The 15,868-nt window shown below is 68.4% G+C and carries 18 protein-coding genes; 10 read left to right on the top strand and 8 right to left on the bottom strand.

Annotation, left to right across the window (positions count from 1 at the left end; translation table 11 throughout):
* Positions 1-990 precede the first annotated feature (990 nt).
* Positions 991-2,157: a hypothetical protein gene (locus tag QIS96_RS31340; RefSeq protein WP_282546211.1), complete on the top strand. Its 1,167-nt coding sequence runs from the start codon at positions 991-993 to the stop codon at positions 2,155-2,157.
* Between the two features lie 875 nt (positions 2,158-3,032).
* Here the strand turns inward: QIS96_RS31340 and QIS96_RS31350 are convergent.
* The 8 genes from QIS96_RS31350 to QIS96_RS31385 form a co-directional block, all read right to left on the bottom strand.
* Positions 3,033-4,073, bottom strand: coding sequence for a ParB/RepB/Spo0J family partition protein (locus QIS96_RS31350; RefSeq protein ID WP_282546212.1), 1,041 nt, complete (start codon positions 4,071-4,073; stop codon positions 3,033-3,035).
* Entirely contained in the window at positions 4,073-4,804 is a 732-nt protein-coding gene (locus QIS96_RS31355; protein WP_282546213.1) for a ParA family protein, read from the bottom strand. The genes QIS96_RS31350 and QIS96_RS31355 overlap by 1 nt, the downstream gene beginning before the upstream one ends.
* Before the next feature lie 376 nt (positions 4,805-5,180).
* The gene (locus QIS96_RS31360; protein ID WP_282546214.1) at positions 5,181-5,396 is read right to left on the bottom strand and encodes a DUF6417 family protein; all 216 of its coding nucleotides are present in this window, start codon (positions 5,394-5,396) and stop codon (positions 5,181-5,183) included.
* A 50-nt stretch (positions 5,397-5,446) separates the two neighbouring features.
* Positions 5,447-5,890 (bottom strand): DUF6233 domain-containing protein, encoded by a 444-nt coding sequence (locus QIS96_RS31365; RefSeq protein ID WP_282546215.1) that lies wholly within the window; start codon positions 5,888-5,890, stop codon positions 5,447-5,449.
* A 50-nt stretch (positions 5,891-5,940) separates the two neighbouring features.
* Positions 5,941-6,507 carry a zinc finger domain-containing protein gene (locus tag QIS96_RS31370; protein ID WP_282546216.1) on the bottom strand — a complete coding sequence of 189 codons (567 nt, stop codon included), beginning with the start codon at positions 6,505-6,507 and terminating at the stop codon, positions 5,941-5,943.
* A gap of 13 nt (positions 6,508-6,520) precedes the next feature.
* Positions 6,521-7,480: a helix-turn-helix transcriptional regulator gene (locus tag QIS96_RS31375; RefSeq protein ID WP_282546217.1), complete on the bottom strand. Its 960-nt coding sequence runs from the start codon at positions 7,478-7,480 to the stop codon at positions 6,521-6,523.
* Between the two features lie 536 nt (positions 7,481-8,016).
* Positions 8,017-8,718, bottom strand: a complete 702-nt coding sequence (locus QIS96_RS31380) for an AAA family ATPase (RefSeq protein WP_282546218.1) — start codon at positions 8,716-8,718, stop codon at positions 8,017-8,019.
* On the bottom strand, positions 8,715-9,473 hold the full coding sequence (locus tag QIS96_RS31385) for a GntR family transcriptional regulator (RefSeq protein WP_282546219.1): 759 nt from the start codon (positions 9,471-9,473) through the stop codon (positions 8,715-8,717). The genes QIS96_RS31380 and QIS96_RS31385 overlap by 4 nt, the downstream gene beginning before the upstream one ends.
* 324 nt (positions 9,474-9,797) lie before the next feature.
* Between QIS96_RS31385 and QIS96_RS31390 the strand changes: the two genes are divergently transcribed.
* From QIS96_RS31390 to QIS96_RS31430, 9 genes are all read left to right on the top strand, one after another.
* Positions 9,798-10,361 (top strand): hypothetical protein, encoded by a 564-nt coding sequence (locus QIS96_RS31390; protein ID WP_282546220.1) that lies wholly within the window; start codon positions 9,798-9,800, stop codon positions 10,359-10,361.
* A gap of 112 nt (positions 10,362-10,473) precedes the next feature.
* The gene (locus QIS96_RS31395; protein WP_282546221.1) at positions 10,474-10,638 is read left to right on the top strand and encodes a hypothetical protein; all 165 of its coding nucleotides are present in this window, start codon (positions 10,474-10,476) and stop codon (positions 10,636-10,638) included.
* Positions 10,639-10,672: 34 nt separating this feature from the next.
* Entirely contained in the window at positions 10,673-10,915 is a 243-nt protein-coding gene (locus tag QIS96_RS31400) for a hypothetical protein (RefSeq protein ID WP_282546222.1), read from the top strand.
* 321 nt (positions 10,916-11,236) lie between these two features.
* Complete coding sequence (locus QIS96_RS31405) at positions 11,237-11,425, top strand: hypothetical protein (RefSeq protein ID WP_282546223.1); 189 nt, start codon at positions 11,237-11,239, stop codon at positions 11,423-11,425.
* Between the two features lie 135 nt (positions 11,426-11,560).
* Positions 11,561-11,725, top strand: a complete 165-nt coding sequence (locus QIS96_RS31410; RefSeq protein ID WP_282546224.1) for a hypothetical protein — start codon at positions 11,561-11,563, stop codon at positions 11,723-11,725.
* 62 nt (positions 11,726-11,787) lie between these two features.
* Positions 11,788-12,402 (top strand): plasmid transfer protein TraA, encoded by a 615-nt coding sequence (gene traA / locus QIS96_RS31415; protein ID WP_282546225.1) that lies wholly within the window; start codon positions 11,788-11,790, stop codon positions 12,400-12,402.
* Between the two features lie 92 nt (positions 12,403-12,494).
* Entirely contained in the window at positions 12,495-14,522 is a 2,028-nt protein-coding gene (traB, locus tag QIS96_RS31420) for a plasmid transfer protein TraB (protein ID WP_282546226.1), read from the top strand.
* A gap of 247 nt (positions 14,523-14,769) precedes the next feature.
* Positions 14,770-15,201: a hypothetical protein gene (locus QIS96_RS31425; protein ID WP_282546227.1), complete on the top strand. Its 432-nt coding sequence runs from the start codon at positions 14,770-14,772 to the stop codon at positions 15,199-15,201.
* A gap of 130 nt (positions 15,202-15,331) precedes the next feature.
* A complete protein-coding gene (locus QIS96_RS31430) occupies positions 15,332-15,865 on the top strand; it encodes a hypothetical protein (protein ID WP_282546228.1) in 534 nt (177 codons plus the stop codon).
* Positions 15,866-15,868: the final 3 nt, after the last annotated feature.

The raw sequence follows: 15,868 nt of genomic DNA on the forward strand, positions 1-15,868 counted from the left end.
CACGGGCATGAATCTGCGCCCCCCTGCCCTCATGTGCCTTGACCTGGGGGAACGTGCTTCGTGTTCAATGCGGGCAGATTTCTGCGCCCCCTCTGACCTGCGCTTTTGTGGGTGCACCTTTGCGGGCATGAATCTGCGCCCCCCTGGCTTTCGTGTCGTGGCGGGCATGAATCTGCGCCCCCTTTCCACAGTTTGGATTCGAACATGTGTGGGGGCGCAGCATTCTGCCCGCCACGACACGAAACCGGTGACTCAGGGTCAGGCGCGGGGCGGAGCTGGGAGGTGAGGGGGCGTCAGTCCGGCTTGATGGTGCGAGAGGTGATGCCCAGTCATGGAGGTTGCCCACGCCGAGTGGCCCAGAGCTGAAGACGCTCAACGATGTTGAGCCACCGCCGTTCTGAATGCGTGAAACCTTGTGCGCCCCTCTTGCCGCGGGGCTTGTGGATGATTTCGTGGGCTGCGCTGGCTCGGTCGCCGACGTCGTGGAGGCCAGCGGGAGTTGCAGGGCTAACCCCTCGGCACCTGATCGTCTGCGGCATGCCGAATAACGATCACCTTGTCCTTCTGGCCGTGTGCACTGCAGCCGGCCTTGTTGCCTATATCGCCTACCAGCACCCAAGCCTTGCGCCGGCGCTCACGTTGGGGGTGGCCGTGTACGTCGCCCTGTACGCCTCTCGCGGCCAATGACGGTACGAGGGAGGCGAGTTCGGATGCGTGCCCCAGGGCGTGCCCCTAGGGCCTCCGGGGGCACGCAGTCCTTGTTGTCGGGGTTCGTGGGCCTGGGGCGCATGGCCACTGAACGGGCTGGGGGTGGATGAGCGCTGAATGGTGCTCAGCAAGCCCCGCCCTGGGCGAAGTTCACGACTTCGCCCAGGGCGGGGCGGCGCACTGTGCGGCGCCGGGTCGTCGGGAATCGGTCAGGTTGCGATTCTCGGCCAATAGTGTGCAACCAGGTTGCGTTGACTGGGAGTTGAGAGGCAATCTGGTTGCATGATGGAGATGGAGAACACCGCCGCGCAGCTGCCCGCCCTGGTGGTCCGTGAGGTCACGCCCGATCAGATTCCGACTCCGCCCGACCAGGCTGAGGCCCGCCGGTACCTCGACTCGAAGGGCGCGTACGAGGCCGGCCGTCTGCACGCCCAGGCATGGGCGTACCAGATGGTTGTCCTGGACGTCCGGCGCGGAGAGCTGTCGTTTCACTGCGACGACTGGAGGGCCCCCCGTCAGGCGAACCGGAGCTACCCGCCCACGGGTGGGCTCTTCGCGCCGTTCCACTGGCTGACGGTCCCCGATGTCATCTGGTGGGTCCTCGACGCCGGCCTGAACGTCGAGGAGCGCCCCTACCTCACTTGCGAGCAGGCCAACGACTTCCTGAATCGGATTGCTCCTCTCGCCGAGGCTCTCCTTCTCAACCTGGCTGCCGTGCCTGGTACGGACGGTTTCGACTGGACGGCCGAGGCTGCCAGTGCGGGGCGTGACATCACGGCCGCGTGCGACCGCCACCAGCTCCCGCCCGTTGGCCGGCGCCCCGAGCTCGTGAACATGCACGAAGCCGTGTCCGTGTTCCCCCAGCTCGTGCAGGATCGTTGGGCGTCCCTCGATGACGTGCACCTCGACGAGGTGGCGGAGGACCTCAACCGCTTCGGGCTCGACCACAACCCCGCCATCGCCGAGGGGCTCGGCCTCTCCCTGAGCGAGCCCGACGTGGCGCTCATCGGCACCCGCGCCTGGCTCTACGAGAACCGACGGAAGGCGCTCGGCGACCGCCAGACGATGCCCGCCGCCGAGTTCCTGCGCACCCACCCTGGGTTGGTCACCGACGAGACCTCCGACGCTCAACTCGACACCGCGCTGCAGAACGCCGAGCAGGCCGCGGCCGCCGAGGGCGTCACGCTGCTCAGTGCCACAAGGGGCACTGTGCGAGAGGTCCGGGACGAGCTGCGGAAGCAGGTCCTGGCCGAGGTCGACTCTTACGGAGCGGCCCTCAAGGCCGCCAAGGACGAAGTAGCCCGCCACCGCTCCGGGCTGTACTCCCGGCTGTACCGCGTCCTCGCCTGGGACGACCAGCGGCCCACTGACACCGAACTCGCCAAGCGTGCCCAGATGTCGCGACAGAACGTCGCCAAGCTGTACGAGCACAACGAGAAGGACAACTGACCTGGCGCGGGCGGCCGTTCACTTGCCGGCGTACGGCCGCCCGCTGTTACTCCCGACCATCACAGACAGGAGCACCACCATGTTCGCAGCCCTCGTCGTTCTCCTCCTTACCGCCCACTGGATCGCCGACTTTTGGTTTGCAGACCGACCACCAGGCCGACCACAAGGCGGAGTCGGGCGCAGAGGGGTGGGGCGCGAACCTTGCGCACGCGGCGACGCACGTCCTCGTCTGCGCGGCCGCGCTCGGCCTCGGCGCCCTGGCCCTCGACGAGGTCACTCTCGCGCCGCTCCCAGCCGCGGCCGCGCTGGTTTGGATCGGCGTCACGCACGGGCTGATTGACCGGCGCTGGCCCATCGCCTGCCGACATGGATGGACTTCGCCCGGCAGCCGAAGTTCGCCAACCACGGGGGTGCCGGGCACGTTGACCAGACCGCGCACGTCGTCGTCCTGGTCGTGGCCGCGCTGTTCCTCGCGGCTACTGCCTAGGACCTGCACCGTACGAACGCCAGGCCGGTCATGCGACCGCGAACAACGGCGGGGCCCGCACCGTGTGGTGCGGGCCCCGCGTTCGTTTGCGTCAGCGCGGACGGCGGCCGCGCCGATGAGTGGTGGGGCATGGAGAAGGGTCAGCCTACGACCGGCGCTGACGCTGACGCTGACGCCGCATCCAGAAACGGAACAGGCCCCCGTCGCAGGTCAGAAGGGCGGAACACGCGTCAGCGTCAGCAGCAGCCGCCCGGACCCGAGTTGGTCGGCGCGGCGTACGGCGCTCGATTTTCCGCAGAAAATCGCCGTCGTTGAGGCAGACAGACCGACGTGCCGAGTTTTACGGCCGTAAAACTCGGCACGTCGGAACGGACGCACTCGGTCGAGGTCAGGAGCCCTCGGCGAGCATCCGCTTCCTCAAGGACTGGTAGTTCTCATCTGTCATCCATTGGCGGAGGGTACGGTGCACCAACTCGACGTCTCCCCACCGAACGGCCTGGGGTACCACGAGGTCCGGGAGCTGCTCGCGGTCGGCAGGTGCATCGGCCGTTGCGGGCTGTGCACCCTCCCCGGCAGGATTGGTCTCTCCCGGTACGGGTGCCTGTGACTCGGAGGGGGGTTTGACGGCCGTAAAACTCGGGCGGTCAGCGGACACCTTTGTGTCCGGTGCCTTCGCCCGGTCCGCCGCCTTTTGTTGCCGCCGCTCTTCCTTCTTTGCCTTCCGCTCCTCGTCGAGCAGCTCACGCTGCTGCTGCAGCCACAGCTTCTGCTCGTCAGAGTCCCAACCGTGCTTCTTCGCCTTCTGGCCCAGAGAACGGGCCAGTTCGAGGCTGAGCGTCCTCGCGCGGACCTGCTGCTGCAGCTCGGGAGACAGATAGGTGAGGCAGACGCGTTGGGTGACCCATCCGTCGGCGCGCCCGAAGTGCTCGGCGACGGCTCGGTTGGAACCGAACTCGTCGACCATGGCCTGCACCGCATAGGCCTCTTCGATCGGATCGAAGTTCTCGCGGTCGAAGTTCTCGGTCATCACGGCGTCGAGGAACGACTTCCGCGACGTGGCGATCGCATCGTTCACGACCGCTTCGAGGGAGGACAAACTGCCTGCCAGGGCTCCGCGGTAGCGTCGCTCGCCGGAGACGATGACGAAGTCCACGTCACCGATCTGGTCCGTGTGGTCCCAGAGTTTCAGGTACTTGCCCTTGGAGACGACAGTGATGGGCTGCTGCTGACGGCGCTTCAGGCTGCGGCCGAGATCCTCAAGGGCTTCCTGCGTTCCGAAGTTTCTCCGGGGGTTGACCGTGTTCGGTGCCAGGCGCTTGAGAGGAACCCGAAGTAGCCGCCCTTCGGCACGCGTGTCGTCGGGGGAAGGGCCGGCCTCGGGCTCGCTGTCACCGAAGAAGTCGTCGTACTCGTCGCGGCTGGACGACATCACCGGACCTCCGCGTACCTGTGGCGGCGCAGCTGGTGTTCAAGCGCAAGCTCTTGGAAGTCAGCCTTCGCCTTGGTGGAGGTGTGGTTGGACTCGTACTGAGTGCAGAGCCGACCGTTGGCGAGTGCCCGGGTATGGGGCTTGTAGTGGCGGATCGTGGTGTTGTACACGTCCCAGCCGCGCTTCTTGGCCAGGCTGATCGTCCGGTCGCGGTCGACCGTTCCATCCCGTGGGTCCCAGTCGTTGATCAGAACACCGTGCGGCATCTGCCGCGGCCATAGGACCCGCTCGACGGTCACCATGGTCGGTGTGAAGGCGGCGCCTTCGGCTGGAAGCGGGACGATGACGTCGTCGGCGACGTCGAGAATGGCGCGCAGCGAGTCACCGACAGTTCCATCGCCGAGTGGGTCGATGGACTCGTCCTCGGGATCTTCCGCCTTGAGCGGCATGAAGCCTGGTGTGTCGACGATGATGACGCTTGCCTTGCCCTTGCGGAGCTGGCGCAGCCGATCCGTCTGGCCGCTCAGGTCAAGGACGCGGAAGGGGACTGTACGGCCCTTCGCCCTGACCTTCTCGGCATGTTCGATGGTGGTTCCCTGCGGGTCAATCGAGACAACAGCAACTTCCCCGTTGTCGCCAAGAGTCTCCGCATAGACAGCCGCCAGCATGGTGGAGATCAGGGACTTCCCGACCCCGCCCTTCCGGTTCAAGAGCACGCTGATGTAAGGCATGTACGTTCTCCGATTACTTCCCGATGTTCCGGTACTTCGGACGCGCAGCATCTTCTCAGAGAACGAGAGCAGGCCGGATCGTCGCCTCGGGGCGACCTGTTTTACGGCCGTAAAACGCGGGGGAGGAGGGGAGCAGGGGGGCTGCCCCTTTGAGGTGTACTGAGGCGCTGTGCGCGTTCGTCCTTCGACCCGTGGATGTCCCCTCCGGGCACCCACATCTGGTGAAACGACCAGCGGTACGGCGCGTCACGGGCCTGACCCCGTTTTACGGCCGTAAAACCGCCTCGGCTCGTTGCACTCAGGCACAATCGCCTCGATCGCACCGCTCCCGAGGCAACGGCCTCCACCCCGCCGTCAACGGCAGCGGCAGCAACTCTCAGTTCGCCGAGGGCTCGTTCTGCGCAGGGAGCCGGTACGCCAGCACGTGCGCGCAGCGTTGGGCTTCGGCCGCATCGGGCCCGCCGCCGGCCGCGGTGCGGCGCAGCACATCGAGGACGTCGTACGCCTCGGCGAGCGTCAGCAGCGGGAGGCGCTGCAGGTCCGTCATCGGGTCGTAGTCGACGCACTCCGCGTCCGCCTGGTCCTGGTCCACGCTGTGCCAACCTCCCTGCTGCGCTGCGGGTTACGACCCTCGCCCCGCCCTTACAGGTCGTTCGTGTCGGGCCGGTCGTCGAGGAGCGGCAGCAGGGACGCAGCGGCATCGCACACGCGGCAGGCCCGAGCGCCGGGCCGTTCCAACGCGTTGAGCGCCTGGTCTATGTTCAGCTCCTCGCCGCCGGCAGGTGCCTCGGCACAGTCGTAGGTGTGCACCACCAACTCGAAGCGCCCACCGTCGAGTCGGCGCCGCTCGACCGTCCATGCCCATCGCAGATCCGGTTCGGCCGGTGCCGACCGCAGCGGGGCCGTGGGCACACCTGAGTAGTCCTCCCCCTCGATCCGCTGGACGTGGATGCCCGGAGTCACCCACACCAGATACTCGGCGGCCTCGGCGGTCCCTTCCTCGTCGACGTTCCGATACAACGGCACGCCGACGCGGCACCTCCAGCCCAGCGCGGTCTGCTGCTGGGCATGCAGACGTGCCCGCACGGTCTGACCGTTGGGCAAGAGCAGCAGAACCAGAGGCAGTTCAGGCGAGGTCACGGGTATGGCAGCGGATGCCCGTAATGGGGCGCAGCGGCGGAGCGCTTGAGGTGGACGCGGGGTGAGCCGTCCCAGTGGATGTAGGGCCGGGGCCGGCGGCCGCGGGTGTCCCGGCAGTGAACGCCTACGTCGGCGTCGCACACCGGGCAGGCCACCTTGATCACGTTCTGGACGCGCTGCGCCTCGCGCTGCGCTGCCCGCTCGCGCGGGTCCATCGACCTGTACTGGTCCCAACAGAACTGTGCGTGCAGCTCGCCCGCGGCCTGGGCGTCCTTGCGGCGCTCCTTGCGGCAGGTCCACCGGCACTCGCGGCAGGTCGCCCGGAAGAAGACACGCCCAGGGCACTGCGGATCGAGCGGACGCTGTCGGTGCCGGCGGGGCCCGGTGTCGGGACACCGCGAACCGTCCTCGTGCTCCGCCGTGATCTTCGACTGGAACCGGTTCCCGTGCGCGGCGGGGCCCAGGCGTTCCATGAGCAGCCGGTGCCGCTCGTAGTGGACCACCACGTCGCCGTCGCACGGCTCGCCCTCGGCTGCCAGGCACCTCGGGCAGGGCACCGACACTGACCGATCTTGCTCAGCCATCACTCTTCACCAACTCCGGGATCGTCAGCACTCCTGCGTCAACTTCTTCCCGGCACTCGCGGCACAATCCGCCCGGCCGGGGCTGCTGCATCTGCACCCCGCATGCGGGGTTGGCGCAGCGCAGCCGCTCAAATGCCGGCGGCGGCGCTGCCTTGGAGTGCACGTACGGCTTTCCGCGCTGGGGGAGGCGTGCCTTGGCGTACCGGTACGGCAGTTTGATGGGCATCCGGTGCGGGCGCTCGCGCAGCTTCGCCATCAGCACCTCTTCGGGCCAGCCCGCCTGGATGAGGTCGGCCATGTACCTCACGATCCACAAGGCCTGACGGTGTGCCGGGTCGAACCACTCGGTCTCGGCGCGCAGCCGCTCGGCGAGTCCGTCGGTGAACATGTCGTCGCCCCAGGGCCCGGTGATGACCTCTGCGGCCTCGGTGGGGTCGAGGGTGAACACGTCGGGGCGGCGGACGTGGTGCTTGCGGCCCTGCTCGTCCCAGCCCGTCACCGTCCCGTCGGCGTCGAAGGACACGAGTCCGTCCGCGACCAGGCTGTGCGGACGGGAAAGGCGGGTCTCCCGGTGCCCGGTACGGGCGTGAGTACGCACGGTCCGCTCGTTCATGCCGAGCCGCAGAGCCAGTTCCTTCATGCTGATCTGCCCTCGGTAGTTACCCCGAGCGATCCGCGCGAGCTCGCACAGGATGCACCGGCACGTCGGGCACTGCACCACGACCGACGATGCCCACTGCAGCGGAGTCAGGCGCTCAGGGACCAGTTCGAGAACGGGCTCGGGATCGATCGGGAGATCCGTCGGCACGCCGCCGTCGAGGTGCCCGTACTTCGTCAGGTGCACCGTGTGGACCTGCACGGTTCGGCGACTCATTCCGGTGCGCTCACACACCATCGCCGTGGTCGGTGCCACGGACGGGTTCTCAAGGAGCAGGATGGTGCGGGTGCTCAACACCTTCCGGCAGGTGGAGCAGTCGTTCGGCGGACGGTTCGGATGCTGCTGGGCCACTACGGACACTACCTATCCCGCTGACCGAGTGGGGGAGAAAGAGGCCGGATCGAATCCGGTAGCACTCTGCTCTACACTCGACAGCGTCTATGGGCCCTCCGGGGAGCTGGGATCACAGGTGTTGGCGCACCTACCCAACATGCTCCCCGGGGGGTTTCGGTTTTTGTGGGTCAAGTCTGTTGGGTCACCCTACGCCCTGTAACCGTGATCGTTACGCGCGGTAGGGACACCGTTGTCCGCCTTGCGCGGGCTGCGCAGAAGCCGAGTCGGGGGGCGGCCAGGCCGCCGGTTGATGTGCCTGCCCATACAGTTCGCTCCTGCACTCACCACCTCACTCCCCATGAGCCCGCAACCTCGGTCACAGGGTGGCAACACATGCGTACTGGTGAGCCATGGTGAGTGAACTGCGGCTGGGGAGCGGTGCACGTACATGGTTGATCTCCCTGAACTACGGGGGCTGGGGGATTGAGAACACCTCATCAGTAGTCGCTTGCAGACGGAGCTCGTCGGAGCGCAGTTAGTACGTTGTCCGGGTTGCCGTCGTAGACGATGTGCGCTTCCTCGGAGGTCGGCGGGGAGAAGCGGCCCGCATGGCGAAGGAGGTCCTCCTCGCTGAACTCGATCGCGTTTGCGTCGACCAGGGACTGCTCGTTGCGTTTCTGGATCCGCTCCCAGCGCACCTCATGCGGCGCAGGCAGGTAGATGAGAACCGGCTCACCGCCGGCCTCCATCACGGTTGCCTTCCACTGGGCTCGTTCTTCCGCGGTCCAGAAACCGTGATCGACCACGGTGTCGTGTCCAGCGAGTACAAGTTCCTGAAGCTCAAGGGCTATGTCCTTGAGTACGGGGGCCTCCCTGATCCTGAACTCCCCGCGGGGAAAGTCAGTGCCGTAGTGGCCGTAGCGGCGGAACATCTCCTCGTCTGGGCACAGGCGCCGGAACCCGGCTGCCTCCAGGGCGCGGGCGAGGGTCGTCTTGCCGGACCCCTGAAGGCCGGACATGAGAATCGCGCGGGGTGCAAGGCTCGGTCGGCCAGACAAGGCTGCGGAGGTACGGGCGATCTCGGATCGTCCTTCCAGCGTGAGTGTGTCGGTTCGCTCGGCTCGGAGGAGCTGGCTGAGGCGGGTTTCAAGGCAGGAAACGAGCGTGTCGTCCAGGACGGCGATCTCGTGGGTGGTCATTGCGGCACCTCTGACGTCGTGTGACGGGTGCGGCCCGGGGCGCCCAAGTCGACGCCGTACTCCAGCAGTTCCCCGTCGGCGTCCAGGAAGCGCGCGCTCAGAACGAGGATCGCCGCGCGGGTGCGGCTCTCCAGCTCCAGGAGCTCAAGGTCGTCCTTCGTGGCGATACGCGCTGACTCCTCATCCTCGCGGCGTGCGACGAGACGCCCGGTGGCTTGAGCGATCAAGTCCAGGGAGAGGCCGCCCTTGAGCCGATTGCTCCGGGCCAACTCCGGTAGCACCTGGGCGAATTCGGCGGGGATCCACGACGTCGAGTGCGCGACGATGCCATGCGCGTCTCGGTATACCCGGCTGCGGCGAATCACGTCGTCACCAGGCGCGATGCCGAGTACTTGGGCAACGTCCTCGGGGGCCTCGACTACGCCGGCGGTGTGGCCCGAAGACCTCTCCCCGACGCCCCACGACGACTGCGTCCTGCTGCTGCGGTCGTGGCGCTCCGAACCGGAGGACAGTGAGATGGGGCGCGCCATCACCTCGGTGCCAACACCTGGGATGCCCCGCACGAGCCTCTCGTCGCGAAGCAACTTCATCGCCCGGTCCGCAGTGGCCGTGCTGACATCCCACTCAGCAGCCAGCGTCTTGATGCTCGGCAACAGGTCGCCAGGCGAGAGTTCCCCGGAGCTGATCAGGTCACGGTAGTGGCCCGCGATGCGTGCGTATGGCGGCCGATTGTCGGCTCGGGGTCGCCCGGTCATTTCGCCTTCGCCTCCTTCGTTTCCATCTGGGTGCCTCACTATACCGCTTGACACCTGAGGGTACCTGAGGCAACCTGAAGTACGTAACCCCTCGGTGAACCGTCGGAACACCGAGTGAGCACCACCGCAGGTAGTCGTCCCCCTTCGCGAGAGGGGGTCGGGGTCGATGCACCACTAAATCCCCCGGGTTGCTCGACTTCCTGCTGCACATCGCAGCGCTATGCGTTGTCCGTCCATCAGGGCGCCGGGACTTCCCGCGCGGCCTGGCGGTCGGAGAGAGCACCGCGATGCACCCTCTCCCCTTCGCACATGAGGAGATCCACCATGGCCGTTTCGGCGCAGCCTGTCGCCAAGGAGCGTCCCCGCCGCACCCGCACCAAGCGGGTCAGCAGCCTCCCCGCCCTGAAGCTCTCCCAGCTCCCGCCCTCGCACATCGACCTCCGCGACCTGCTCAACGCCGTACTGGTCTGCGAGGACTGCGGGACCTGGGTGCCGATCACCGGCATCAAAGCCAAGGTCCAGAAGCTGGTCCCGCACCACACCGGCAAGGCCGGCGTCGACGCCGCGATCCGCTGCCGGAGCAGCAACCGCGTCATCAAGTGGGACATCACGATCGCCGACTGGCGCAACGCCCTGGCTGACGCGATCACGGAAGCCTCCAGCCGCACGGCAACCGCCGTGCTGCCCAAGGCCTTCAGCCCGCAGACCGACCGCATCCTGCAGGCCCGCGCGGACCGCACGCCGGGAGGGCGCAAGGCCGACTGGGACAAGGTGCTGCCCCACGTGGCAGCCACCGACAAGCACCGCCAGGCGGTGCCCGCCGGTGACACCCCGGCGGAGAGCCCCGCAGTACCGCAGACCACGCTCCACCCCCACACCACCCGCTGACCCGCCCGAGCCCCGCACCCTCCGCAGATCGCCCTGCACCGGCCGCCTCAACACCGGCCGGTGCAGGGCGATCTACGTACGGCACGGACTCAACACCCGACAGGAGAACGCCATGCCGATCCCGACGGACCCCCGCAGCCCGCATCAGCGCGTACGCGATCAACTCACCATGACCCGGCGCCAGCTGACCAAGCCGGGCCTGTCCCGCCGGCAGCGCGCTGACATCGCCGACCGCATCCACGACCTGGAGCAGCAGGCCAAGCGTCTCGGTGCCTGAACCCGCCCCGCACCAACTGACCGGAAGGACACCGATGTCCCGCTATTCCCAAGCCCGGCTGAACAAGGAAGCCGGCTACTTCGAAGCCGAGGCCGACCGTTCGACCGCTGCCGCCATCGACGGCGAACAGGCCGCGAAGGACCCGGCGCACAGCGAGTACGCCCAGGGTGTCGCCTCCCGCTGCACGGTCATCGCCCGCCAGAACGCCCGCGAGTACCGACACATCGCCGCTGCTCTCCGCGACGGCGAGGTCCCCGACGGCCTCGAACTGGACTGATCGCCGCGAGCCCGCACGGCCGTCCCCGGATCACGAGTAGCCGGGGACGGCCGTGCGGCTGCTCGACCGAGCAGTCGACACACGACAGCCCCAGGGATTGCGCCCCTGGGGCTGTCCAACAGGCCTTATGGGAGGCCCGGATGAACAGCATCGCACGACCGATCAAGACCACGGATTCCGACCCGATCATGGACGAGGCCCTGCGACGCGTACGGGAGGGAAAGCGGTGATCGCCCTCATCACGCGCCTGACCGACGCCGAGCGCGCCGCGCTGTCGAAGAAGGTCGGCGAGGCCAACCGGCAGTCGCAGCAGAGGCCCCGGTGAGCCGGGCCAGCGACCTGTACGCCCTGTACCTGCAGGCGAGCCAGGCCTACCACCAGCACCTGAACACCTGCCCGTCCTGCGAGCCCGGCGGGCTCCGCCAGTGCGGGGTGGGCGTACGGCTCCTCGAGATCCGCGCCCACCGCGACAACGACTACCTCAAGCACCAGAAGGAGCAGCGGGGTTGACCTGCTGTTGCCTGTCGCCTCCGCGCCTGTCCGGGCGGGGGCGGTGGGGAGCAGCGGGCCGCCGCCGCTCTGCCGGGCCCGGCGCGGATCCCCTCCGCGCCGGGCCCGGCCCGTCTTCGCACCGAGGAGTCGTTCATGCTCGCCAGCCGCTTACGCAGTGCCCGCACCTGGCTGTTCCTGGCCGGGGCCGGGGTCAGCGTCTGGGCCTACGCCGAGGCGCACGCCCTCGGCTTCGTCGGCGGCCTTACCGCCGCCTGGGCCTCGGTCCGCCTGCTGAAGCCGGCGGACACCCCCCGCTGACCTGAACGACCACCGAGCCCCGCCCGCGAGCAGCCGGGCACCGAGCTGTCCGAGGAGGACACGTGAGCATCCCGCCCAAGCCGAACTACGCGCCCACCAACGGAAGCGGCTGGACCACCCAGCCCACCCCCCAGGCGCCCCCGCAGCGCAACAGCGGGGCCACCAACGGCGGTGCGCCCCGCACCGTCAAGAACATCAACCGGTCCCGCACCGTGAACCGGATCAAGGAGAAGAACGGCGGCTTCAACATCCACGTCCACGAGAAGGACAAGGGCGAGGACAAGGGCATCAGCTTCGGCAAGGGCCCGGCCGGCACCAGCAAGGGCGGCGTCCCCGGCGCGGACTTCATGTCGAACGAGGACATCCGCGCCTACTGCGAGTACCGCCGCAAGAAGGCCCGCGACCTCGCCACCGAGCTCGCGATGGACTTCGACTACCTGCAGGCCGCCCTCGCGACGATCCCCGACGTGAACGGCTCCCGCAGCGGGGCCCGCGGCCGGGCCCGCCGCGTCGCCCGTCCGGGCAAGAAGGCCGCCGCCGCCGCGAAGAACATGCAGAAGTACTTCGCGCAGATCTTCGGGAACTTTGAGCGCGAGTTCGACTCCGCCCTCCGCCAGGTCGGCAAGGGCCGCATCCAGGAGCGCAACAAGGTCTCCTCCAAGTTCACCTGGCGCTGACCTGCGCCACGGGGCCGCGGCCACCCGCCGCGGCCCCGCCTTCTGCCTTCCGACACCACCCCCTCTTTCAGACCCCCGGGAGAGAACAGCCCATGTCCAGCGACAGCTCGGCCCTGTCCAAGGCCGCCACCAAGGCCCTCCAACACCCGCGCAGCCGACCGTGGATCGCTGTCGCGGCCGAACTCCCTGCCACCGTCGCCACCCACGCCTTCTGGGGGGACAGCCCCATCGCCGCGATCGGACTGACCGTCGCCGCCGGGGCGTTCACCGCGTCCACCTGGCTTGGTGCCCATGGCACCAAGGCGCACCGCCGTATCCACGCCACGTTGTCGGCCGGTGCCGCCAGCACGTACCTGGTCGTCGGTACCTACGTCGACCCGCTCGACCCCGCGCTGCTGTCCACCCTGGCGATCGGCGGAGCGGTCGCCGCAGGCAGCTGGAACGTCCGCCAGGCCATGCGGGTCAACCCCGACGCGGCCAAGGACGGCGAGGGCTCCGCGGAGACCGGCGTTCTGGTCAAGGCTCTCGGCAACGCCAAGTTGGCCCTGCGTGGTGCGCCGAAGGTCGAGCCGAACAAGGTCACCGCCCCCTACAAGATCACCGACCCGTCGATGACGAACGCCGACATCGGGCGGCATATCGAGAACATCGCGGTCGAGGCCGGCGTCTCGCCGAACGCGATCCGCGTCAAGGCCGACCCGGACGACGCCTCCCAGGGCGAGTTCGTGCTCGTGCCCAAGGACGTGCTCACCGACGGCACCCCCTGGCCCGGCCCCTCGGCGTTCGGCGGCTCCATCACCGCGCCGGTCGTCATCGGCGTCTACGAGGACGGCGAACCGGAGATCTTCTGGTTCCCGTACGACGAGGTGACCAAGCGGAACGCCACGCACTTCCTGGGCGCGGGCATGAACGGCTCGGGCAAGAGTGAGGGGTTCAAGTTCGCGATCGTCGAGACCCTGACCCGCTACAACGCGATCGTGTGGGGCATCGACCCGTCCAAGGGCCGCCAGACCTTCGGGCCGCTGCTGCCGTTCATGGACTGGACGGCCCTGAGCGAGGCCGAGGGCAACGAGATGATCGACGCCCTCACCCAGGTCATCACCGCCCGCGCCGACGCCCTCGGCCGGGCGGGCTTCAAGAACTGGACCCCCCAGGCGTACGAGCAGCTCGGCATGCCCTACATGGTCGTCTGGATCGAAGAAGCGGCGAAGTTCTTCCGCAACGGCACCGAGATGGAAGGCCTCGTCATGGAGGCCCGCTCCGCCGGTATCTCGGTCATCATCAGCCTGCAGCGGCCTTCCGCGACCTCGATGCCGACCGACGTGCGCGAACAGCTCGGCGGCGCCCTCGTCTTCGGCGTCAAGGGCGACACCACCGCCGCCATGGCACTGCCCGACGACGTCCTCGACGCCGGCGCCCGCCCGCAGGCCTGGGAGAACCGCAAGCCCGGCTACAACTACCTCGTCGCGCCCGGCATCGACGAGGAGCGCTACGCGATGAAGGCGCGCACCTTCATCCCGCTCACCGACGAGGAGATCGTCGCCGTCCTCTCCGCGGCCCCGAAGACCGCGGCCGACCCCGTCACGGCCCAGGCCGGCGGCGAGGCGTACGCGGACCGCGCCGTCTACACCGTCGACGACGTACTGACCCGCACCACCAACACCACCACCAGCCAGCCCAAGGAGGGCATCGTCATGACCGAAGAGGAGCGCAGGGCCCGCGAGCGCGCCCTGATGGAGAAGCAGGAGGACCGGGCGGTAAACGCCATGGTCGGCGACGACGAGGGCCCCGACGCCGACGTCGACCCCGACGCCGAGATCCCCTCCCTTCCCGCCGACCAGGTGTGGACCTTCGGGCAGACCCCCGAGCCGCAGCGCGAGAAGACCACCGAAGAGGCCGAGGCCGAACTGCTCGCCATGCTGGAGGAGTTCCGCGAGCAGGGCCTTGAGGTCATCGGCCCGCGCAACTTCCAGCCCTACGGCAAGTCCTCCCGCATCGGCCGCTCGCGTGCCTGGCTGTCCGGCCGGCTCTCCGACCTGGCCGAGCAGGGCATCCACCTCGACGACGGCGAGAAGCCCGGAGACTTCCGGCTCCTCTACCCCGAGATGGCCGAGGCCTGAGCGCTGGCACCGCAAGCGACCTGCACCGACACCCGGCTGACGGCACGCCAGCACCACCGCCGCAGCCGGGTTCGACGCCCTGACATCCCTGACATAGCGGCTGACCTGCACTAACAGGCTCTGACACCCACTGACAGGGCTGACACCCAAGGCGGCAGATCGCTTAGGTAACGCGCGTGCGCGTACGCCTGGCACCGCGCTGACACCCGGCCCTGACACCTGCTGACACCCCAGGAGACAAACCGTCATGAAAGAGGCAGAAGAAGGGGGAGCCAAAGCCCGCGTGCTCGCCGCGGCCCTCCGCAACTGGGCCGCCATCGACGCATCCCCCGGCCCCACCGTGGCCCGGATCGTCACCCGCGAACCGCCCAACTGGGGCTACGCCAGCACCACCGAGATCACCAACAGCCAGTTCCAACGACTCCTGCAGTTCTTCCACGACGACCTCGCCGAACACCGCCCCGGCCACTCCACCCCCGAACGCGCGGCCGCGGTCATCGACGCCTTGTTGACCGAACTCGCCGCAGCCGGCCGCTACTTCGTCACCACGGCCGACCTCACCGAAGCAGCCCCGCGCATCGGCCGGTCCCGCACCTGGATCGCCACCCACATCAGCCACCTGATCGATGCCGGGCAGCTCATCGAGACCCGCCGCGCAGGCCGCTTCCGCATCGCCTGACACAACAGAAAACACCAGGTCGCAGCAGGTGTGACACCGGCTGACAGCCCCTGGCACCCGTACGAAAAGGGGCCCGTCCGCGCCATCGGACGAGCCCCGCAGCAGCCCACGACACGAGGAACGGAACCCCATGGACCACCGCAACGACGACCGGCCGGCCGCCGCCGACACCGAGGATCTCACCGCCTACCTCATCCCCGACACACCCGCCTCGCTCACCAAGCACGAAGACCCGGCGCCGATCCCGTCCACCGCCGAACTCCTCGCCGCCTGGGTGCGCGAGCAGGAACGCCTCGCAGCAGAGGCCGACCAGCCCGCCGAGGCGACCGCCAGCACCCCCGAGAACACCGCCGAGAAGGCCGCTGACGGGCCCGCAGAGGCCTCCGAGGACGGCCCGGCACCGATTGCCCCGCTCATCCCCCGATGGGCGTGGAAGACCGCCGCATACGCCGCCCTCGGCGGTGCCGTGATCGCGTTCGTCGCGTTCGTGGTCTGGGGCATCGGATGGCTGCTCGCCCAGGCCGCCGCGTTCATCGCGGCCGCCGCCCCGATCCTCGGAGCCGCCGCCCTCGCCGCCGTCGTCCTCGTCGCGCTGCTGCGCGGCAAGCGCGACGGCGGCACGGTCACCGTCACCCAGACGCAGCGCATCACGGTTCGGCGGTGACAC

This window comes from Streptomyces cavernicola (assembly GCF_029968035.1).
In the GTDB taxonomy this organism is placed as follows: Bacteria; Actinomycetota; Actinomycetes; order Streptomycetales; family Streptomycetaceae; genus Streptomyces; species Streptomyces cavernicola.